The following is a 19,323-nucleotide window of genomic DNA, read 5'->3' as shown; positions in this document are numbered from 1 at the left end:
CAACAGCGCATCGAGAATCGTGTCGCTGATCTGATCAGCGATCTTGTCGGGGTGGCCCTCGGTCACGGACTCCGAGGTGAACAGGCGGCGGGACATCTACTCATCCTTTCCTGGCAGTTCAAGAGACGGGGCGGGGGACGGCTCCCGTCATGGAGTGGTGGCTTTCTCCTCGGAAACGAGTGCACGGGCCCGTTCGCGCAGCAGGTTCTTCTGCAATTTGCCGGTCGACGTCGTGGGCAGCCGGCCGAAGAAAACGCGCCGCGGCGCCTTGAAACGGGCCAGCCGGGACCGCACGAATTCGATCAGCTCCCGTTCGCCGACACAGCCGCCGGGACGGTGGGTGACAAAAGCGATCGGGACCTCGCCCCAGACGTCGTGCGGACCGGCGACCACGGCCGCGTCGGCCACTTCCGGGTGCGCGGTCAGCGCGTTTTCCACTTCCACCGACGTGATGTTCTCGCCACCGGAGATGATGACATCCTTGGCGCGGTCCTTGATCTCCACATAGCCGTCGGGATGGCGCACCGCGAGGTCTCCGGTACGGAACCATGCGCCGGCCGTCGCGTCGGCAGTGGCCTGCTCGTCCCGGAAATAGCCCAGCATGACGTTGTTGCCGCGGAGCAGGATCTCGCCGACCGAATTGCCGTCGGCCGGGACTTCGTTGCCTGCCCGGTCGACCACCCGCGCGGGTTCGCCGACGACATTGGCGATGCCCTGCCTGGCGACCCGTCCGGACCGGTCGCCGGGGGCCAGGCCCTCCCATTCGGGTTGCCCGACGCACAGCAACGCGTTTCCGAAGGTTTCGGTGAGGCCGTAGAAATGCGTGACGTCCAGGCCGAGTTCGGTCACCCGGGCCAGCAGTGTCGGGCGCGGTGGCGCCCCGCCGGCGAATACCCGCACGGGGCGCGCCAAAGGGGTCGCGTCAGAGTGGTCGGCGAGCATCGACAGCACGGTCGGCGCCGCACACAGATGCGTCACGCCGTCGGATATGAGTGCCCGCCAGATTTCGACGGGATCGACCTTGCGCAGACAGTGATGCACTCCGCCGGCCGCGGTGACCGCCCACGGGAAACACCATCCGTTGGTGTGGAACATCGGCAGGGTCCACAGATAGCGCGTCGCGGTGTCCATGGTGGTGTGGAACGCCATGGCGAGCGCATTCAGATAGGCGCCCCGGTGGTGGTACATCACGCCCTTCGGGCGACCGGTGGTTCCACTGGTGTAATTGATCGCGAGCAGCCCCCGCTCATCGGTCACCTCGACGCGGCGGCGGGGGGAATCGGCGACCAACTGGTCATAATCGTCCGAGGTGATGACGCCGGGCCGTTCGCCCGGCTCGCCGAGTGCGTTATCGAGCAGCGGCAGCAGTTCGGTGTCCGCCAGAACCAGGCGGGCGCCGCTGTGTTCGATGATGTAGCCGATTTCACCGGCGGAAAGCCGGGTGTTCAAGGCGACCAGCACCGCGCCGGCCAGCGGCACCCCGTAATGCGCTTCGAGCGTCAGATGGGTGTTGGGCGCGAGCACGCACACCCGGTCACCCGGCTGCACACCGTGTCGCGCGAGCAGTCCCGCCAGCCGCTGGGCCCGCTCCCACAACTCCGCGTAGGTGCAACGGAATTCTCCGTCGACGACGGCGGGGCGGTCGGCGAACACAGCGGCGGCGCGACGCAGGAACGAAACCGGTGTCAGCTCGGTGAATGCCTGGCCGGTCGCGGATGTGGGCGCCATGGTTACGCGCGCTTCGCGACTATGGCGAACATGTCGAGGGACAGCGGAAGCACGGAGTGGAGGGCGAGTCCCGAGCGGTCGAAAAGGTCCGCGTATTCCTTTTCGCTGCGCTCGGTTCCGCCGACCAGGACCATCATCTGCATGTCGAACCAGAGCCCGAGCGAGGATTCGCCGGTCGGCGGGATCGTGCGCTCCAGCACGATGACGGTGCCGTCCGGGTTCAGGGCGTCACGGCAGCGCTTCAGCAGGTCAACGCAGGAGGCGTCGGAGCGGCTGTGCAGAATGCGCGACCACAGGTAGACGTCGCCGCCGTCTGGCAGTGCCTCGGTGTAGTCGCCCTCGGCGTAGGAAACCCGGTCCGTCAGACCGCGGTCCGCCATGGCTTCCTTCGCGGCCTCGATCACGTGCGCCTGGTCGAACAGCACGCCCTTGGTCTGCGGGGACGCCTTGAGAACCTCGGAAAGCAGGCCGCCGGTGCCGCCCGCGATATCCACCACGGTGGGGGTGGCGGAGAAATCGAAGACGCGGGGCAGGTCGGTGAAGAACGCGCCGCCGGCCATGGTGCCGTCGAATCGCCGGGCGGACTCCTGATTGGCGGTGAAGTACGGGTACATCGAGGCGCCGAACGTGGCCTCGAACGCCGGCTGACCGGTCTGGACGTTGTGGAGCAGATTCCCCCACGTCTGGTAGAACTCCTCGCCGTACATCAGCACGAGATCACGCAGCGAATCCGGGGCGTCTTCCTTGAGGAGTTCGCTGGACGGCGTGAGGGAAAAGCCGGTCTCGTCGTCGCCCTGGAGCACGCCGAGGCCCACGAGGAAGCGCATCAGCTGGAAAAGGGAGCGCTCGTGGGTACCGGTCACCGCGGCCAGTTCATGGCTGGTCGTGTGTCCCGCGGCGATGTGCTCGGGGAGGTTCAGCTTGGTGGCCACGTAGACACTCTGCGATGCCCAGTAGCCGATCATCAGGTCCAGTACCTTGCGGGTCGGTGACGCAGTCATGCGCTTTCCTTTCAGGATTCCCACGTTCCCGGGCGTCCCGGGTTCCGTGGTGGTTCTCGGTCGGCACGCCCGGTGGAGGCGTGCGTCGTATGCGCCGGATTTCGGGTCGTCGTCAGCCGTTGCCGGAATTCCGCGCCGGAACGTTCTGGAGCCGCAGCTGTCCGCGGGCCAGCAGGGTGCCGCTGCCTTCGGCGGACACGTCCACCGACCAGACCTGCTGGAGTTCGCCCTGGAATACCGGATAGGCGGTGACCACTGCCGGGCCCTGTACCGTCGTGACGAATACGTCGGTCATGTTGTGCACGCCGACGGCGAACAGGCCCTGGTCGTGCACGGCGCGTGAGGCGCCCACGCTGGCCGCGCGTTCGACGACGGTGCTGTAGACGCCGCCGTGGACGACGCCCCACGGATTGTGGTGCTGCGGGCCGAGTTCGATACGTCCCGCCACCGCGTCCGCGGTGATCTCGTCGAATTCCAGGCCGAGCGCGGCCAGAAAACGGCTCGCCTTGTCGAGACTCATCTCAGGGAATGTGGCCATGCTCTCTCCTGTAACGGCTGCGTGCGGGTCAAGCAGGACCCCGGTCGAGGTCGACGTTCTGCAAGCGGATCTGCCCGCGGGCGAGGGGCCGTTCAGCCGAGATCGTGACCGCCCAGATCTGCTGGGTGCGCCCCTGGTGCACGGGCTCGGCGGTGACCTCGGCGCGGCCTTCGGTCCGCGAGCGCAGCAGGTCGGTGGAGATGTGCAGGGCGACGGCGCGCTGCCCGTCGCCCGCCACCGCGAGGGACGCGCCGACGGTGGCAGCGCTTTCGACGGCCGTGGTGTAAACGCCGCCGTTCACGATTCCCCACGGCGTGTGGTGGTCCACGCCGAGGTCGATATGGCCGCGTACGCGGGTGCCGTCCGCCTCGTCGATGACCAGCCCGGCGGCAGCGGCGAATTCACCGGCGACGCGGAGCGCGAAGTCGGGCAGCGCGGCCCCTGTCGTACGGTTGCGCACCGTTCCGGCCCGCTCATCGGCGGTTGTCAGGTCAGCGGAATGCCTGGACACCGGTCACCGCCTTGCCGATGGACAGCAGGTGCATTTCCTCGGTGCCCTCGTAGGTCAGCACCGTCTCCAGATTGACCATGTGCCGGAACACCGGGTATTCCAGGGTGATTCCGTTGCCGCCCAGAATGGTGCGGGCACTGCGCGCGACGTCGAGTGCCGCCCGCACATTGGCCAGCTTGCCGACGCTGATCTGGACCGGCTGGAGCGTGCCGCTGTCCTTCAGCCGGCCGAGCCGGGCGGCAAGCAGCGATGCCTGGGTGATCTGTACGGCCATCTCCGCCAGCTTTTGCTGGGTCAGCTGGAATCCGGCGATCGGCCGCCCGAACTGCTCGCGCTGACCGGCGTAGTCGAGCACCGTCTCGTAACAGGCGCGGGCGGCGCCGACCGCGCCCCAGATGATTCCGAAACGTGCCTCGCTCAGACAGGTCAGCGGCCCGGAAAGGCCCCTGGCTTCGGGCAGCATCGAATTTCCCGGCAACCGTACGGATTCCAGGACGAGTTCACCGGTCACGGAAGCGCGCAGGGAAAGCTTCCTGGTGATCTGGTTGACGGTGAATCCGGGGGTGTCCGTGGGGACGACGAAGCCGCGGATGCCCTTCGTGCCCTGTTCGGGATCGGTCTGCGCCCAGATCACGGCCACCTCGGCGATCGGGCTGTTGGTGATCCACAGTTTCGAGCCGTCGAGCACCCAGTCGTCGCCCTGCCGCCTGGCCCGCGTCCGCATCGTGCTGGGATCCGATCCGGCGTCCGGCTCCGTCAGGCCGAAACAGCCGACCGCGTCTCCGGCGGCCATGGCCGGCAGCCACTGCTGCTTCTGCTCATCCGATCCCCACCGGTGGATGGCGTACATGGCCAGCGAGCCCTGCGTCGAGACGAAGGAACGCAACCCCGAGTCGACGGCCTCCAGTTCGCGGCAGGCCACGCCGTACGCGGTGGCGCTGGTGCCCGCGCAGCCGTACCCGTCCAGGTGCATGCCCAGGAGTCCCAGCGCCCCGAAGCGCTTGGTGAGGTCACGCGGCATCGTGTCGGCTTCGAACCACTCGGCGATGTACGGGGCCAGCTCCGTCCTGGCGAAGGACCGCACGGTGTCTCTGATGTCCCGTTCGGTCTCGCCGAGTTCGTCGTCGACCGCGAGAATGTCCAGGGGGTCGGGCTCCGCGACGGAAAGCGGGCTCATGTTTCACTTCCTTCTCGTGTCAGGAATACGGTCACGCGGAAAGACCCAGTACGGCACGGGCGATGGAATCGCTGTCGCCGACCGTGATGGAGTTGACGTGCGGGCGGATGCCGGTCTCGGTGACCCAGTTCACGCCCTCCGTCGGGACGCCGAACACATAGCGCTTGGCATGGATCGAACCGTCGCTCCTGATGACACGGAAAGGCCGCTCGGTGACCGCGACGCCCCCGGTGATGTATTCACCGGCCGAAGCGGTCCGCACGGTGAAGTGCTTGACCTGCTGCTGCTCTTTCAGGTGGACCAGAATCGAGTTGCTCGTCCTGGCGAGATCCACCTTGGGCAGCCGCGCATCGATCAGTACGGTGCTCCGGTGGACGTCGTCGGGTACTGCCGAACGCCCGACGAACACCCCTTCCGCCTCGTCGAATTCCACCGAGAAGCGCGGCCCCGCCACCTCGACCACACCGCAGTCGATCAGGGCGATCAGCTCTTCGATCCGGCTCCACGGCGGGCCCAGGGACAAGAACGCGTGCAGCGAATTGAACCAGCCCTCCACGTCGTTCTGGTAGGAGCTGCCCTCGATGCCGCCGTTCTTCATCACGTACCGCATCTCGTTGCGGATGTCGCGCAGGACGTCGAGCGCGGACTTCACGGCACTGCTGACGTTTCCCTGGCGTGCCTCGAATACGTCGGTGACCAGGTACGCCCGGAGGAATGCATGCCAGGACCCGGCCGACGCGATATCGGTCTCGGTCCACGGCTGCGCCACCCTGGACCAGTCCCAGTACTGTTCTTCCGGCACGTCGAACTTGCGCAGGACGACACCCTCGGAGTCACAGGACCAGGGGAGGAAGGTGTAGAGCGTGCTGAATTCTTCCGCCGCTTCCTTCCCTTCCCTGATCTCCACCAGGCGCGTGTAGTAGACGGTCTCGACTTCCTTGGCGACCAGCGGCCAGCAGTCGCGCCGGAAATCCAGTGCGCCGTCGGGTCCTGCATTCGACCGCAGCTTGTCGATGTGCACTTCGGTGAGCACCTTCGGCTCGTAGCGCCGGTCGCCCTTTTCGTTGTCCGCCCGGCCGTGCAGCGGCACGCCGCGGCGCGATCCGCAGACGATGTGCGGCTCCTTGCCTGACGGGAGGTAGCGGAGCGTGCCGTCGCGCCTCTCGTACCTGCCGCCGCGGCCCGCGGTGAGCAGCGACATGTAGTCGAAGAAGGACAGTCCGAGGCCGCGGACGAGTATCCGCTGGCCAGGGGCGATCCGGTCGAGGTCGACGTCGGCGGGGTTGGCCGGCGGCTGGAACAGACCGCTCACGCCGTCGGCGAAGCTCCGCAGCCGCTGCTCGGCGGCGGACAGGCCCACCGCGCCGTGCCCCGTGGCGAGCACCAGCTCGTCGACCTCGACCGCCTGCCCGCCGTCACCGGTCACCAACTGGCCGCCGCCGTCGGTGTCGAGCACCGAGACGACCTTGCAGCGGTGTTCGCGTATGTCGATGGTGGCCGGGCGGTTGCGCACCAGCTCGCGGTATGCCCATTCGAGATAGTGCCCGTAGAAGGACCGGCGGCAGTAGGTGTTCTCGTGCACCTCAGCGGCCTCCGCGATGACCTCGGCGCCATAGGTTCCGGAAAGGTCACCGGCCGCCAGTTTGACCGACCATTCGTACAGGCTCGGACCGTAACGGACCGGACCTGATATCTGCACGCTGTCGTCCGCGAAGGCGGTGATCTGGGAGGAGACGATATTCATGATGAGGTCGGGGGACTGATCGGTCCGCCAGACGTCACCGGAGCCGAAATTCCAGGGTTCGAAGAGGTTGATCACGATCGGGGTGTCGACCCGGTCCCGCGCGTTCTCCACAATGCGCTCCAGGACGGACAGACCGCGGGGGCCCACGCCGATGATGCCGACTGTGTGCACTGTCCTCTGTTTCATGATGGGACTCCGTCAGGTTTTCCCAATTAAGTTGGTGCGGAACGTGGTGGGCCGACGGGCCCGCGGCGGGCGAATGGCCTCGGCCGGATCTTTCAGGGCCGTCGGTTCAGCACACTTCATCGCTGATCTGCTTGATCGACCGCACGGTGTCGATCGCGGCGGGAACCCCGCAGTACACGGCGGAATGGACGGCGACCTCGACGAGTTCGTCGACGGTGCATCCATTGCGCAGTGCGCCGCCGATGTGCAGTTCCAGCTCGTGCTTACGGTTCATCGCGGTCAGCATGGCGACCGTCAGCAGGCTTTTGAGTTTCCGGTCGAACGCCGGCCGCTGCCAGACGGTTCCCCAGGCGAATCGCACGACCAGGTCCTGCAACTCGGCTGCGCCGGCCCAGGCATCGGAAACGCCGTCGACATATGCGTTTCCCAGGACTTCGCGCCGTAGTGCATCGCCGTTCTCCCAATCGGATCCACGCATGCGTGATCCCCTCCCCCGAAACGCCATGGAATGATTCGCGTCCTCAAGGGCGGGGTGTCTCCCCCGGAGCCGCCGCCGTGCCCTCGGAGAAAAGCCTGGCAGAAAGGCATGCGGCGCCGACAGGCCAGGCAACTGTCGTGATCAGGACTGTCGTAAACAGGAGAGTGACAAGGCGGGCATTTCACACGGCCCGGCCGCGGCGGCCCGTCGGGGCGCGCAACCGTGTCCTGAAGACGACGGCGGGCGGCGTACGGCCCGCGGCGCCGTCGCTCAGGAAGCGGCAGGGCCGGTGCGGGCCGGCTCCGGGAACAGGTCCGTCATCAGCCGGTGCGGGCCACCGCGCAGCACCGCGCTGACCCGGTCGTCGCGCAACCCCGGGTCGGCGCCGGGACCTTGACGTACCGCGAGGTCGGCGGGCGGGGGGACGACGCCGCAGGCGGGGCACTCACCGCCGGAGTCGATGTCCGTGCCGCACGGCGCGTGGCTGAAGAGCCGCCGGGCGCCCTGGGGGGCGAGCCAGCGTTCGCCCCACTGCGCCAGGGAGTACACCATCGGCCAGAGGTCGGCCCCGCGCTCGGTGAGGACGTAGTCGACCTCGACTCCCGTGACGTGCGGGTGGCGCTCGATCACCCCGACGGTCACCAGGGCCTTGAGGCGGTCGGCGAGCACGGCGCGGGGGATGTCGAGGTGGGCGTGGAAATCGCCGAAGCGCCGCACCCCGTAGAAGCAATCGCGGAGTACGAGGAGCGTCCAGCGCTCCCCGACCACCTCAAGTGCGCGGGCCATCGAACAGTCCTGACCCGCGTAGCCACGTCCCAATGCCACCCGCTCAGTTTAACAGTACATTCACCGAACTGTGCAGTTCAGTGAATGAACTACCCTGCTAGAGTGCGGTCTCTCGTCCGGTACATCAACCCTTGGGGGTAGTAGTGACGACCGAACCGGTCGCCCGCAGTTCCTCCGCACGCGCGACCCTCGCGCTGTCGTGCGTGGCCACCCTGCTCGTGCTGATCAACTTCACCGCCCCCGTATCGACCGTGCAGACCATCAGGACCGCGCTCGGCTCCGGAGCGGCGGGCCAGACCTGGATCCTGGGCAGCATCAGCGTCGGTCTCGCGGCCTGCCTGATGATGGCCGGCACCCTCGCCGACGACTTCGGCCGCAAGCGGATGTTCGTGATCGGCGGCGGGCTGCTGGCGCTCGCCACCGTGGTGTGCGCCGTCGCCCCCGTCACCCCGGTCTTCGTCCTGGGCCGCATCGTGCAGGGCGCGGCGAGCGCCGCACTCCTGGCGTCCAGCCTCGGCCTCCTGGGCCACGTCTTCCCGCCCGGTCCCGAGCGGGCACGCGCCACCGGCCTGTGGGGAGCGATGGTCGGCGGCGGCATCGCCATCGGCCCGGTGTACTCCGCACTCCTGGGCAAGGTCACCGACTGGCGGGTCACCTACTGGGTCATCGCCCTCGCCGCCGCGCTGGTCATGCTCTGGGGCACCCGGGCGCTGGAGGAGTCCCGCAGCGCGCACCGGCGCAGCTTCGACCTGGCCGGTGTGCTCACCCTCGGCGGCGGCATCATGCTGCTGATCGCGGGCCTCACCGAGGGACGCAGCGGCTGGACCCAGCCGCACGTGCTGGTCCTCCTGGTGGCCGCGGTGCTCCTGCTGGCCGCTTTCGTGGTGGTCGAGAAGCGCGTCGCGGAACCGATGCTGGACCTCGGGCTGCTGCGCCGCCCCGCGTTCGTCGCGTCCATCGTCGGCGCGCTGATGACCGGCATGGGCGTGATCGGCCTCATGACGTACGTGCCGATCGCGGCGCAGACCATGCTCGGCATGAGCCCCCTGGCCAGCGCCGCCCTGCTCGCGTTCTGGTCCGGTCTGTCCTTCGTGGCCGCGCCGCAGGCCCGCCGGTTCGTCGCCCTCGTCGGGGACCGCCTTCAGGTCGCGGCCGGCCTGGTCGTCTGCGGCGTCGGCGAACTCGTCCTGATCGGGATCACCGAGCAGTCCTCGTGGTGGCGGTTCGTACCGGGCCTCGTACTGGCCGGACTCGGCAGCGGCGTGGTCAACGCGGCGCTCGCCGGACTTGCCGTACGGAGCGTGCCCGCCCACCGCGTCGCCGTGGGCTCCGCGGCGAACAACGCCTCGCGCTACCTCGGTTCGTCGCTGGGTGTCGCGCTGGTCGCGGCCGTTCTGGCGCTCGCGCCGCGCGGCGGGGGCGCCGCCCACGAGATGGGCGCGGGGCTGACCTACGCGGCGGCCATCTCCGGCGCCCTCACCATCGCCGGAGCCGTCCTCGTCGCCCTCTGCCGGGAGCGCCCGGAGTCCGAGAGCCCGGTGGAATCCCCGCGCCTGGCCTCGTCGGTCTGAGGCACCGGCCGACGGCGGGACCGCAGCCGACGGATGCGCATCCCCCCTGCGGATGCGCATCCGTCGGCGTCCGTCGGCGGCCAACTCCCGCCGGTACATGGCCGATTCTCGCCCCTGGTGCCGGGCGACCCGTCAGCCGCCCCGGTCGGTCGCCCCGCTCACCACGCCACCGGCTCCTGCTCGCGCAGCAGAAACCCCAGTTGGAGGCGGCTGGAGGCGCCGACCTGCCGCATCATCTCCGAGACATGGCGCTGACAGGTACGCACCGAGATACCCAGGGCGCGGGCCGTCGTCCGGTCGTCGGCGCCGTCGATCAGGTGTTGCAGGATGGACTGCTTCGTCTGGTTCGCCAGCGTATGGATGAACGTTCTGTCCCGCGGTTTGTTCAGGAGATCGCCGGTCAGCCAGAGCGAGTTGAACATCTCGGCGGCGAAGGTGATGAGATCGGAGTTCCGGATCACGAGCGCACCGCCAGGTCCGTCCTGGAGCGGAATGAAGAGCACCTTGCGGTCGAAGATGATGAACCGGGCGAGATCCCCCGTCACGGTCCTGACCTCGGCCCCCGCGTCGATGGCTTCCTGAGCCGTCAACGGGTCGAAGCGGGTGGAGTACTGGTAGAGGGTGCGCAGCCGTACCTCGCGTCCGAGCAGCGACTGGTAGCGGTGGCGGGCTTCGAGCAGCTCCGCGTCCTGGCGTGGCCCGCCGGGTCGGGCGGACAGCACTTCCTGGCGGCATTCGGCCGCCTGCCGCTCCAGGGCCCTGACCAGCTCATCGTGCGAGTCGATCCGTTCCAACTGCGGCCCCTGGGCGGGCTGTTGCTGCGTCGCGTAGATCAGTTTCAGCTCGGCGAACTGGCTGCGCATCCACAGTAAGTCGAACTGCGCGCCGCGCACCCGTTCCTCCCATTTCTCCAGGAGCTGATCCGACACTCCGGCGGGGTCGACGGCCGCCAGATGGTCGTTTCCCAGCCGTCGTACCAGGCCCGCGGCGATCAGATTGTCCACCGCGTGGACGCTGATGCCACCCTGCCCGTCGGACGTCATCTCGCCGACGGGTACCGGACCCTGCTCGGCAATGCGCTGGTAGGACGCTAACTCCGCCGACGTGAGTTCCATCGAGGTCCCGCCGGTCACCGAGCATTCGTTCACCAGAGCATCCATGTCATTTCCTCTCTGTTGACGTGACGTATCGGAGACGGCGGAGTGCCGTGTCCCGGACGTCACGCCGGATGGAATCCGTGGTCATATCCGGATGAATTCGCCGTGCGGTATCGGCCACTCCGGGCCCATCGTCCGTTTCCGGCCGATGCCCCCATGTGCCCCTGTCATATGTGCGACGTCAGTGGATGGCTCAAACGCTACTGTCGAAGAGGAATGCACAGCACTGTGCCAAACATCTGTTGACGGGACTCTTGCGCGCACCGGAACACCATCTCCCGGACTCACACAGCGTTGATTCCCGCCTCAACAATTCGCCGCGAACTCTTCATCGGCCCGCCACGTCACGGAAATTGCGCACCACATGCCCCGAATCGCTCCAGGGAAATCCGCGGAGTGCGGCGACGAAGGGCGAGGGGGCACCGGCGAACCGGCCGCCCTCACGAGAACAGGTACGGCGAAGCTCCCGCTACGGCAGGGCTCCCGTCACAGCAGGGCTCCCGCTACGGCAGGACCCTCGCGGCCGGCCCGCAGGGGCGCCGCTGCTGCGTGGGGGCCCGGTCCGCATTCCGGCCACGTGTCACGTGACGCGGTCCGGTACAAAGGCCGCCATAGGGAATACCACCCGGAAAACGCCAACGTCCATACGGTGGAATGAGCTTGACCTGACATACGCCCGCGGCTGGCAGGCCCTGTCGCCTTCGGCCGCTCCGGGTACTCCACAAGGAGTCGTGGGAATCGTTCATGGCACTGCTTGCTCCTCCCCCAGGGGCAGCACAATGAGGTGGCTGTATACAAACGTCCTGGCGTGCAGGAGGTCTTTATTACAGGCAACTGTGCGAGGTGCGCGATGACATGGCCCTCGCCTCGGTTGATTCGGGAACGGCGCATTACTGCGGTACGGGCTGGTTGGCGTGATTAACCTCAGCTAGTCTGCCGCTGATGAATCTGACACACCCTGCGATGCAACGTCAACACACGCCACCCGGGGGGCCTTCGTGCCGGTAGACGCATTCGGCGGGCGCCTGAACAGGCTCTTTGAGGAGGTGCACCCGCCGGACCGCGGCCCCTACACGAACCAGGAAGTCGCCAGGATGCTGGTCGACCGCGGCGGCCCGACGCTCTCCCACGTCTACCTGTGGCAACTGCGCACCGGACGGCGGGACAATCCCACCCGACGCCATCTGGAGACGCTGGCGAGGTTCTTCGGCGTCCCGGTGTCCTACTTCTTCGACGACGACGTCGCCGCCAAGGTCGAGGGCGAACTCGGCTTCGTCAGGCAGCTGCGCGAGTGCGGGGTGCGGCGCGTGGCCACCCGCGTCGCCGGGCTCTCCCCGCAGAGCGTGGAGCAGGTACTCGACACCATCGAGCACATCCGCGAGCGGGAAGGACTGCGTCCAGGACCGGCCGGCGAGCGGACGGACGAGTGCAGGTGAGGCGCAGGGACACCACACGGCGCGACTGCCGGCGCTTCGTCCGCGACCTCAACCTCCCGCAGGCGGCGTGCATTCGGGACCTGCTGCCTGCCATCGAGGAACGGTCGGGCCACTCGATCCGCGTCGCGCCCGCCCCCGTGGACAGCGTGCAGGGCGTCTGCGGCATGTGGATACGGACCGTGGAAGGCATCGACTACGTCTTCGTCCACCGGAAGACCAGCCGCGCCCACCAGGACCACATCCTCGCCCACGAGCTGGCCCACATCCTGTGCGCCCATCACGAGAACCTGGACACCCCCGGCTCGAAGCCGCTGACGGACCGGCTGATCACCACCCTCGACCCGTCGGCGGTGAAGATGATGCTGGGCCGCAGCGACTACACGTACCAGGACGAGCGGGAGGCCGAGCTGATCGGCTCCTACCTCCAGCGTCACGTGCACCACCCGGGACGGCGCACCGGCGGCCACGATCTCGTGGCGGCGACGTTACTGCGCAAGAGGGGATAGCGGGCGCGTGCAGCAACTCCTCCACCCCCTGTGCGCGGTGCTGGCCGTGGCCGGATTCCTGCTGCTGCTCTGGCCGCCGCGGCGGCTGCGCCAGGACCCCGCGCTGGCCGCGCTGACCTGCGTCTACGGCTTCTGCGCCGTCTCCTTCCTGGTGTCCATCGCGCCGGTGTGGACGCTGCTCGGCGACGCCACGGGACGCCCCGCCTTCGGCATCCTCGCCGCCTTCACCGCCGTGGTGGCCCAGGTCTCCCACCAACCGGTCGTCCTCGCCCACTGGGTGCTGCCGCCGGAGAAGGCCCGCAGGCGGGCCCGCCTGTACCGCGGGGCGGGAGCCGCGGTCATCCTGGCCCTGGCGGCACTGTTCCTCCAGCTCCCCGCCACGGACCGCACCACCCCGCAGGGCATCACCGCCGCGTACCTCCACTCCGGCGTCTACCAGGCGTACTTGGCGCTCTACCTCGTCGTCTACTGCGCGGGCCAGGCCGTGCTCGCACTGGGCTGCCGGGCCGCCGCCCGCCGTACGGACCAGGCGTGGATCGCCCGCGGACTGCGCATCGTCGGCGCCGGAGCGGTGCTGACCTTCGGCTACAGCGCCATCCGCATCGCCGGCGTGGGATCCGCCCTGTTCGGCCTGAGCCGCCCCGCACCCGCCGTCGAGAGCCTCGCCTGGCTCTGCGCCGACGGCGGCAACGCGCTCGTGCTGACCGGGTTCTTCCTCCCGACCCTGGCGGTGCACGTCGTCCCGCGCCTGCGGGCCTGGAGCCGCGCGCGCCGCGACCACCAGGCCCTGGCGCCGCTGTGGGACGCGGTGCACCACGCCGTACCCACCGTCGCCCTCCAGCCCGCCCGCACCCGCGCCGCGTCCCGACTGCGGCTGTGGGACACCACTTGGCACCTCTACCGCCGCACCGTGGAGATCCGGGACGGCCAATGGGCGCTGCGGCACCGCCTGGAGGAGTCGGTACGCACCGCGTCCGAACGGCGCCACCGCGCGGCAGGTCTCGACGGCGCCGAACTGGCCTGCGCCGTCACCGCCGACCAGCTCCGCGCCGCGCTCGCCGCCCACCGGCACGACGTGGCACCGCAGACCCCGGCCGAGTACGCCGACGCCGGCACCCGCGAGGACGTGCGCACCCCGGACGACGACGTCCGCGCCCTGCTCCGTATCGCCGCCCACTTCACCCCCGCACCCGCAGAACAGGAAACGACACCCTCATGGACCTGACGCACCGCCCGGCAGCCGACCAACTGCGCGCCATGGAAAGGGGCGAGATCTCCAGCCGCGAGCTGACCGCCGCCCACCTGGAGCGCATCGCCCGGCACCCTGAGCAGCACGCGGTGGTCACCGTCGACCACGACGGCGCCATGGCCGCAGCAGCGGAAGCCGACGAGCGGCGGGCCGCGGGCCGCGCCGGCGGGGCACTGCTCGGCCTTCCGGTCACCGTCAAGGACTCGCTGGAGACCGCGGGCCTGCGCACCACCTGCGGATCACAGGACCTGGCCGCGCACCTGCCCGAACGGGACGCCGACGCCGTGGCGCGGCTGCGGACCGCGGGCGCGGTCGTCATCGGCAAGACCAACACGCCCCCGATGTGCCAGGACCTCCAGACCAGCAACCCGCTGTTCGGCACCACGCCCCACCCGGTCGACCCGCGGCGCACCGCGGGCGGCTCGTCGGGCGGCGAGGCCGTGGCCGTCGCGACCCACCTGAGCCCCCTGGGCATCGGCAGTGACCTGGCGGGATCGCTGCGGCTGCCCGGCCACTACTGCGGCGTCCACAGCCTGCGGCCCAGCCACGGCATCGTGCCGACCCGCGGCCACATCCCCCGCCCGCCCGGCTGGCTGACACCGACGGACATGCTCACCGTCGGCCCGCTCGCCCGCACCGCCGCCGACCTCGACCTGGCCCTCGACGCCCTGGCGGGCCCGTCGCCCGACGATGACGTCGCATGGCGCCTGGAGCTGCCCGCCCCCCGGCACGAGCGGCTCCACGAGTACCGCATCGGCATCTGGGCTGACGATCCGTACTGCCGGGTGGACGCCGAGACCCGCGCGCTGCTCGACGACGTCGCCAAGGCCCTGCACGGCGCCGGCGCCCGCGTCGACGCCACCGCGCGCCCCGTCGGCATGGCCGATTCCGACCGCCTCTTCCAGCGCCTGATGTTCGCCGCATCCGCCGCGAGCGCCGCCCCGGAGGCGTTCGCCTCCGAGGTCACGGCCGCCGGGAACCTCCCGCCGGGGAAGACCTCAGCCGGTGCGGCCTTCCTCCGTGCCCGCACCATGCGCCACCGGGACTGGTTGCTCGCCGACGAGGAACGCGCGCTGCTGCGGAAGCGGTGGGCGGCCTATTTCGACGGCATCGACATCCTCATCACCCCGGCGGCACCGACCGCAGCCCTGCCCGACCTGTCCGGCGTGCCCGTCCCCGAGCGGTACCTCACCGTGGACGGCGAGCGCCGCGGGTACTGGGAGCAGACCGCCTGGCTCAACCTCGCGGGCCCCGTGCGCCTGCCCGCGGCCACCGTCCCCGTGGGCAGCACCGCCGACGGGCTCCCGCTCGGCGTCCAGCTCATCGGGCCCTACCTGGCCGACCGCACCGTCACGCACGTGGCCGGGCTGCTGGCGTCGGGCATGGCAGACGATCGCCCCGCTCGCGGCGGCAACTCCGGCTGACCTCGGGGGATTCGGCGCACGGATCGGGCCTGGCGGGCTCCTGGCCGACGGCGGCGGCCCAGTCCGTGAGCAGCTGCTCGTAGGCGTCCTGTTCCTCGGGCCACAGGCCGCGGCCGGCGCGCTCGGCCATAAAGGTGCGTATGGCCTCGTTCGCCGCACTCACGGACTGCGCCGTGACCGAGGGGGACCAGGAGGTTTGAGGCATACCGCGATCTTACGGTCGGCCACCGACAATGACGCCTGCTTTACCGAGAGTCAGCCGATGCCCCAAGCTGCGTACGGGGCGGCGCCCGTCATTCCCCCTCGCCATCCCGCCTTTCCCCGGCGCGGGCGCGCAGACGTCCCAGCAGGGCGGTGCCCGCCAGGACCAGGCCGATGGCGAGGATTTTGGCCACCCCGTAGAAGGCGGTGCCCGGCTCGTCCGGGGTGCCGGGCAGGCGGAGGAAGAACCACAGGCCCACCGCGGCCCCGGCGACGATCAGGCCGACGGCGCCGACCGGCCCGATCCCGGCCCACCAGGGACCGTCCCCGGCCGGCCGGTCGTCACGCTCGGCGGATCCGTCACGGGCCATCGTCAGCTCTCCTGTCATCTCCACTCGGCGGGCACGGGCAGCGCCTCTCGGCGGCACCACGGGCATGAAGAGGAAGACGCCGGCCACGGCCCCACGGTTCACCGATGCGGGCACCCGCACGGCGGAACGGTCCGCCCCCGCACCGCCGTCACCCGCCGATGCCAACCAACGCCCCGACATGCAAAGGGAGTTGACGACCCGCCCGCTCCAGCCCCACGCACGAAAAACCCCTCCGCCCCGGAGAAACCGGGCCGGAGGGGTGATCGCAGGTGCGCCGTCTCAGTCCCTGCGGCGGCGGAAGGCGCGCCGTATGAAGTGGATGATCAGCCAGATCACCAGGACGATGACCAGCAGGAAGATCACGAAGAGCACGATCAGGAAGATGCCGAGCTTCTTGAAGAAGCCCTTCTTTTTCTTCTTCGACTTGTCCTTGGCCAGGACCACCGGCTTGGCGGCCATCGCCTTCGCGGCCACCGCCGACGCGCCGGCCGGAGCCGCACCCGCCGTCCGCGCGCCGGCGTTCAGGGCGCCCGGCGCCTGCGCGGCGTGCGCCGGCGTGCCGTGCGGCGCGGCCACCTGATGTACGACGGCGGCACGCGGGACGTCGCCGCGCACCGCCGCAGCGGCGGGCGAGACGGCCGCGGCGAGCAGGCCGAGGAGCAGCGCCAGCACCAGGGCGGGCCGGCGCGCGGCGGCCGAACCTGCCGGGCGGCGACCGGAGTTCGCCCCGTTCGTGCCGCCCTCGTCGGCCACTCCGGGCGCGGAGTGCGTGTCCATGGTCGTCTTCCCCCTTGGTCGGTGGGTCGTGCCGTGCGTCGCGGGCTCGGACGCCCGCGGGTCGTCAGCCATTATGCGGTGACGACGGACGCCGCGGCCGAGGTCTCCACCTCCGCCGGACAGGCGCTGTACCGCTCCTCGCCGACCGCCGCGCAGCCCGAACAGCCGCCCGGTGAGCAGGATGTGGAGCATCGCGAGGACGTTCACCAGCAGTACGGCGATCTTGAGTCGGCTGATCTTCTCCGTCAGCTCGTGGATCTCCAGCGGCACGGGCCGGGGGCCGTCCAAGGGTGCGAGCGGCAGCGGAAATCGGTATACGCCGGGCGATACGCCACGGGCGGGGGTCGGGGGAGGCGGCCTCGTCGGGGGACCGGCCGCCTCCCCCGGAGGGGACCGGACCTCCAAGTCCACGCCGCGGTCAGGGGGGATCGCGCGGCGCGGACCCCGCAGTGAGGTCCGGATCCCGGCCCTGCGGACTCCTGCCAGACCCGCCGGGGCACTTCCATCCTGCCTCCGCCGCACACCCCGCGCGGCAGACAAAGGACCTTCCCCCGGGGGCCTTTGGTCCCTAAAGACCAGATGAGGACGCCGCCCGCGCCGCGGGTGCACGAACCGGACGGACCGGACACGGCGCACCGCACCCGCCGGGCCCGTCCGGTGCCGGGCGGGGATCTCCCCGGGGTACCGGCGCGCCGGTGTGGTTAAACTCGCCCGACTGCACCGGGGAACTGCAGGGACTGCCGTAGGGGAGACGGGACTGATGGCGCAAGCGAAGAAGATCGCGTTGTATCTGGTCATCGTCTTCGTGCTCTACACGATCATCACCTCCCCGGGACGGGCCGCCGATCTCGTCCAGATAGGCTTCGAGGGCATCTCGTCCGCAGCTCAGGGTGTCGGCGAGTTCATGACGCAGCTGGTCAGCTGACCGCTGCCGCCGCGGCCGGCCAGGACCGGCCGCGCACCGTCCGCCCGCACGGAGGCCCCAGTGATCCGCCACCTGGTCCTGTTCCAGCTCAACGAAGGCGTCTCCCGCGACGAGCCGCGCGTGCAGGACGCCGCACGGGCCTTCAGGGAACTGGGGGACAAGATCCCGGAGCTGACCCACTGGGAGTGCGGCTGGAACATCACCGACCGCCCGATCGCCCGCGACTTCGCGATCAATTCGGCCGTCGCCGACCGGGAAGCCCTCACCCGCTACATCGAACACCCGGCCCATCAGGCGGCAGCCGCGCAGTGGCGCGCCTTCGCCACCTGGGTGATCGCCGACTACGAGTTCTGAGCGCACCCGGCGGCCCCGTCCGCCCCCACTTCCGGCCACCGCCCGGCCCCTCGGCCACCTTCCGGCCCGCACGCGCCTCCTGACGGCCCGTAGAGCGCCCGCGGCGGCCCGGAGCACCCTCAACCCCACGGCGTACGCCCGCGCGCCTCTGCGCGCCACTCACGCGCTCCGCACGCGCGTCCGCGCCGTCACACGTCGCGCCACCACAGGCGCCCGCACCCCCTTCGCGCCCCTTCGCGCGCCCTTCAACTCACCACCCAACACGGCGTTATGCGGTGCTTGCGCATACTGCACATGTCTTGTGATGCTATGACCGCTTTTGCCGGATACATGCACTGTGAAGGGTGGCGTGACCGTGACGGCCCGTACTGCGCCCAAGGCTCCATCCCGCGAGAGCCGGAGCGCGGACACGCGGGCGCTCACGCAGGTGCTGTTCGCCGAGCTGGCCGGGCTCGAACCCGGCACGCCCGAGCACACCCGGGTCCGGGCCGCCCTGATCGAGGCGAACCTGCCGCTGGTCCGCTACGCCGCCGCCCGTTTCCGCAGCCGCAACGAACCGATGGAGGACGTGGTCCAGGTCGGCACCATCGGCCTGATCAACGCGATCGACCGCTTCGACCCGGACCGCGGCGTGCAGTTCCCCACCTTCGCGATGCCGACCGTCGTCGGCGAGATCAAGCGCTACTTCCGGGACAACGTCCGCACCGTCCACGTACCGCGCCGGCTGCACGAACTCTGGGTGCAGGTCAACGGCGCGACCGAGGACCTGACGGTGCTGCACGGCCGCTCCCCCACCACCGCCGAGATCGCCGACCGTCTCAAGATCGGCGAGGAAGAGGTCCTGGCCTGCCTGGAAGCCGGGCGGTCATATCACGCCACTTCCCTCGAAGCGGCCCAGGAAGGCGACGGACTGCCCGGCCTGCTGGACCGCCTCGGCTACGAGGACCCCGAGCTGGCCGGCGTCGAGCACCGCGATCTCGTGCGCCATCTCCTCGTCCAGCTGCCCGAACGCGAGCAGCGGATCCTGCTGCTCCGCTACTACAGCAACTTGACGCAATCTCAGATCAGCGCGGAGCTCGGGGTGTCGCAGATGCATGTCTCGCGGCTACTGTCACGGAGCTTCGCTCGGCTGCGGTCCGCAAACAGGATCGAGGCGTAACCGGGACGGGGTACCGAGGGCCCCGCGATCCTGCGCAGATATGT

Annotated in this window: 20 protein-coding genes and 1 pseudogene; 8 read left to right on the top strand and 13 right to left on the bottom strand. The window is 69.7% G+C overall.

Annotated elements, in window-relative coordinates; translation table 11 throughout:
• The 9 genes from ACGFNI_RS34600 to ACGFNI_RS34560 form a co-directional block, all read right to left on the bottom strand.
• Window positions 1-96, bottom strand: a 96-nt coding sequence (locus ACGFNI_RS34600) for an S-adenosylmethionine synthetase N-terminal domain-containing protein (RefSeq protein WP_352332740.1), incomplete at its 3' end; no start/stop codon positions are given.
• A gap of 51 nt (window positions 97-147) precedes the next feature.
• Window positions 148-1,728 carry an AMP-binding protein gene (locus tag ACGFNI_RS34595; RefSeq protein ID WP_393689528.1) on the bottom strand — a complete coding sequence of 527 codons (1,581 nt, stop codon included), beginning with the start codon at window positions 1,726-1,728 and terminating at the stop codon, window positions 148-150.
• A 2-nt stretch (window positions 1,729-1,730) separates the two neighbouring features.
• Window positions 1,731-2,729, bottom strand: coding sequence for a methyltransferase (locus ACGFNI_RS34590; RefSeq protein WP_393689526.1), 999 nt, complete (start codon window positions 2,727-2,729; stop codon window positions 1,731-1,733).
• Window positions 2,730-2,841: 112 nt separating this feature from the next.
• The gene (locus tag ACGFNI_RS34585) at window positions 2,842-3,267 is read right to left on the bottom strand and encodes a PaaI family thioesterase (protein ID WP_393689524.1); all 426 of its coding nucleotides are present in this window, start codon (window positions 3,265-3,267) and stop codon (window positions 2,842-2,844) included.
• Between the two features lie 28 nt (window positions 3,268-3,295).
• On the bottom strand, window positions 3,296-3,778 hold the full coding sequence (locus tag ACGFNI_RS34580) for a PaaI family thioesterase (RefSeq protein WP_393689522.1): 483 nt from the start codon (window positions 3,776-3,778) through the stop codon (window positions 3,296-3,298).
• Window positions 3,759-4,955 carry an acyl-CoA dehydrogenase family protein gene (locus ACGFNI_RS34575; protein ID WP_393689520.1) on the bottom strand — a complete coding sequence of 399 codons (1,197 nt, stop codon included), beginning with the start codon at window positions 4,953-4,955 and terminating at the stop codon, window positions 3,759-3,761. Before ACGFNI_RS34575 ends, ACGFNI_RS34580 begins: the two co-directional genes overlap by 20 nt.
• Before the next feature lie 31 nt (window positions 4,956-4,986).
• Complete coding sequence (locus ACGFNI_RS34570) at window positions 4,987-6,885, bottom strand: FAD/NAD(P)-binding protein (RefSeq protein WP_393689519.1); 1,899 nt, start codon at window positions 6,883-6,885, stop codon at window positions 4,987-4,989.
• A 106-nt stretch (window positions 6,886-6,991) separates the two neighbouring features.
• Window positions 6,992-7,363 (bottom strand): carboxymuconolactone decarboxylase family protein, encoded by a 372-nt coding sequence (locus tag ACGFNI_RS34565; protein ID WP_393689517.1) that lies wholly within the window; start codon window positions 7,361-7,363, stop codon window positions 6,992-6,994.
• 270 nt (window positions 7,364-7,633) lie between these two features.
• Window positions 7,634-8,188, bottom strand: a complete 555-nt coding sequence (locus ACGFNI_RS34560) for a winged helix-turn-helix transcriptional regulator (protein WP_393689516.1) — start codon at window positions 8,186-8,188, stop codon at window positions 7,634-7,636.
• A 104-nt stretch (window positions 8,189-8,292) separates the two neighbouring features.
• Here ACGFNI_RS34560 and ACGFNI_RS34555 point away from each other — a divergent pair, with 104 nt between their 5' ends.
• On the top strand, window positions 8,293-9,720 hold the full coding sequence (locus ACGFNI_RS34555) for an MFS transporter (RefSeq protein WP_393689514.1): 1,428 nt from the start codon (window positions 8,293-8,295) through the stop codon (window positions 9,718-9,720).
• Window positions 9,721-9,878: 158 nt separating this feature from the next.
• Here ACGFNI_RS34555 and ACGFNI_RS34550 read toward each other — a convergent pair whose 3' ends face one another.
• Window positions 9,879-10,880, bottom strand: coding sequence for a LuxR C-terminal-related transcriptional regulator (locus tag ACGFNI_RS34550; RefSeq protein WP_393689512.1), 1,002 nt, complete (start codon window positions 10,878-10,880; stop codon window positions 9,879-9,881).
• Window positions 10,881-11,875: 995 nt separating this feature from the next.
• On the opposite strand from ACGFNI_RS34550, the gene ACGFNI_RS34545 reads away from it, so the two are divergent.
• From ACGFNI_RS34545 to ACGFNI_RS34530, 4 genes are read left to right on the top strand one after another with little or no spacing between them, the layout of a single operon-like run.
• Window positions 11,876-12,313 (top strand): XRE family transcriptional regulator, encoded by a 438-nt coding sequence (locus ACGFNI_RS34545; protein ID WP_393689510.1) that lies wholly within the window; start codon window positions 11,876-11,878, stop codon window positions 12,311-12,313.
• Window positions 12,310-12,819, top strand: a complete 510-nt coding sequence (locus ACGFNI_RS34540; RefSeq protein ID WP_393689509.1) for a hypothetical protein — start codon at window positions 12,310-12,312, stop codon at window positions 12,817-12,819. Before ACGFNI_RS34545 ends, ACGFNI_RS34540 begins: the two co-directional genes overlap by 4 nt.
• A gap of 7 nt (window positions 12,820-12,826) precedes the next feature.
• Window positions 12,827-14,044, top strand: coding sequence for an MAB_1171c family putative transporter (locus ACGFNI_RS34535; protein ID WP_393689508.1), 1,218 nt, complete (start codon window positions 12,827-12,829; stop codon window positions 14,042-14,044).
• Complete coding sequence (locus tag ACGFNI_RS34530) at window positions 14,035-15,492, top strand: amidase (protein ID WP_393689506.1); 1,458 nt, start codon at window positions 14,035-14,037, stop codon at window positions 15,490-15,492. The genes ACGFNI_RS34535 and ACGFNI_RS34530 overlap by 10 nt, the downstream gene beginning before the upstream one ends.
• Before the next feature lie 293 nt (window positions 15,493-15,785).
• On the opposite strand, the gene ACGFNI_RS34525 is transcribed toward ACGFNI_RS34530, so the two are convergent.
• The 3 genes and pseudogenes from ACGFNI_RS34525 to ACGFNI_RS34515 form a co-directional block, all read right to left on the bottom strand.
• On the bottom strand, window positions 15,786-16,064 hold the full coding sequence (locus tag ACGFNI_RS34525) for a hypothetical protein (RefSeq protein WP_393689504.1): 279 nt from the start codon (window positions 16,062-16,064) through the stop codon (window positions 15,786-15,788).
• Between the two features lie 279 nt (window positions 16,065-16,343).
• Entirely contained in the window at window positions 16,344-16,841 is a 498-nt protein-coding gene (locus tag ACGFNI_RS34520; RefSeq protein WP_393689503.1) for a hypothetical protein, read from the bottom strand.
• A 71-nt stretch (window positions 16,842-16,912) separates the two neighbouring features.
• Window positions 16,913-17,111 (bottom strand): annotated as a pseudogene (locus ACGFNI_RS34515) (DUF2127 domain-containing protein); the annotation flags it as partial.
• A gap of 490 nt (window positions 17,112-17,601) precedes the next feature.
• Here ACGFNI_RS34515 and ACGFNI_RS34510 point away from each other — a divergent pair.
• The 3 genes from ACGFNI_RS34510 (at window position 17,602) to ACGFNI_RS34500 (ending at window position 19,279) form a co-directional block, all read left to right on the top strand.
• Entirely contained in the window at window positions 17,602-17,766 is a 165-nt protein-coding gene (locus ACGFNI_RS34510) for a hypothetical protein (protein ID WP_227049380.1), read from the top strand.
• Between the two features lie 60 nt (window positions 17,767-17,826).
• Complete coding sequence (locus ACGFNI_RS34505) at window positions 17,827-18,120, top strand: Dabb family protein (RefSeq protein WP_393689501.1); 294 nt, start codon at window positions 17,827-17,829, stop codon at window positions 18,118-18,120.
• Window positions 18,121-18,469: 349 nt separating this feature from the next.
• The gene (locus ACGFNI_RS34500) at window positions 18,470-19,279 is read left to right on the top strand and encodes an RNA polymerase sigma factor SigF (RefSeq protein ID WP_393689499.1); all 810 of its coding nucleotides are present in this window, start codon (window positions 18,470-18,472) and stop codon (window positions 19,277-19,279) included.
• The last annotated feature ends 44 nt before the right edge of the window (window positions 19,280-19,323 follow it).

The organism is Streptomyces sp. NPDC048644, from assembly GCF_043199105.1.
Lineage (GTDB): Bacteria > Actinomycetota > Actinomycetes > Streptomycetales > Streptomycetaceae > Streptomyces.
This window is presented reverse-complemented; position numbering and strand designations above follow the sequence as displayed.

Bases quoted from the DNA above. Each gene is read 5' to 3' on its own strand.
- ACGFNI_RS34550 (WP_393689512.1), bottom strand. From the start codon at position 10,880: ATGGATGCTCTGGTGAACGAATGCTCGGTGACCGGCGGGACCTCGATG.
- ACGFNI_RS34530 (WP_393689506.1), top strand. From the start codon at position 14,035: ATGGACCTGACGCACCGCCCGGCAGCCGACCAACTGCGCGCCATGGAA.
- ACGFNI_RS34520 (WP_393689503.1), bottom strand. From the start codon at position 16,841: ATGGACACGCACTCCGCGCCCGGAGTGGCCGACGAGGGCGGCACGAAC.
- ACGFNI_RS34590 (WP_393689526.1), bottom strand. From the start codon at position 2,729: ATGACTGCGTCACCGACCCGCAAGGTACTGGACCTGATGATCGGCTAC.
- ACGFNI_RS34570 (WP_393689519.1), bottom strand. From the start codon at position 6,885: ATGAAACAGAGGACAGTGCACACAGTCGGCATCATCGGCGTGGGCCCC.
- ACGFNI_RS34575 (WP_393689520.1), bottom strand. From the start codon at position 4,955: ATGAGCCCGCTTTCCGTCGCGGAGCCCGACCCCCTGGACATTCTCGCG.
- ACGFNI_RS34595 (WP_393689528.1), bottom strand. From the start codon at position 1,728: ATGGCGCCCACATCCGCGACCGGCCAGGCATTCACCGAGCTGACACCG.
- ACGFNI_RS34585 (WP_393689524.1), bottom strand. From the start codon at position 3,267: ATGGCCACATTCCCTGAGATGAGTCTCGACAAGGCGAGCCGTTTTCTG.
- ACGFNI_RS34565 (WP_393689517.1), bottom strand. From the start codon at position 7,363: ATGCGTGGATCCGATTGGGAGAACGGCGATGCACTACGGCGCGAAGTC.
- ACGFNI_RS34525 (WP_393689504.1), bottom strand. From the start codon at position 16,064: ATGGCCCGTGACGGATCCGCCGAGCGTGACGACCGGCCGGCCGGGGAC.
- ACGFNI_RS34510 (WP_227049380.1), top strand. From the start codon at position 17,602: ATGGCGCAAGCGAAGAAGATCGCGTTGTATCTGGTCATCGTCTTCGTG.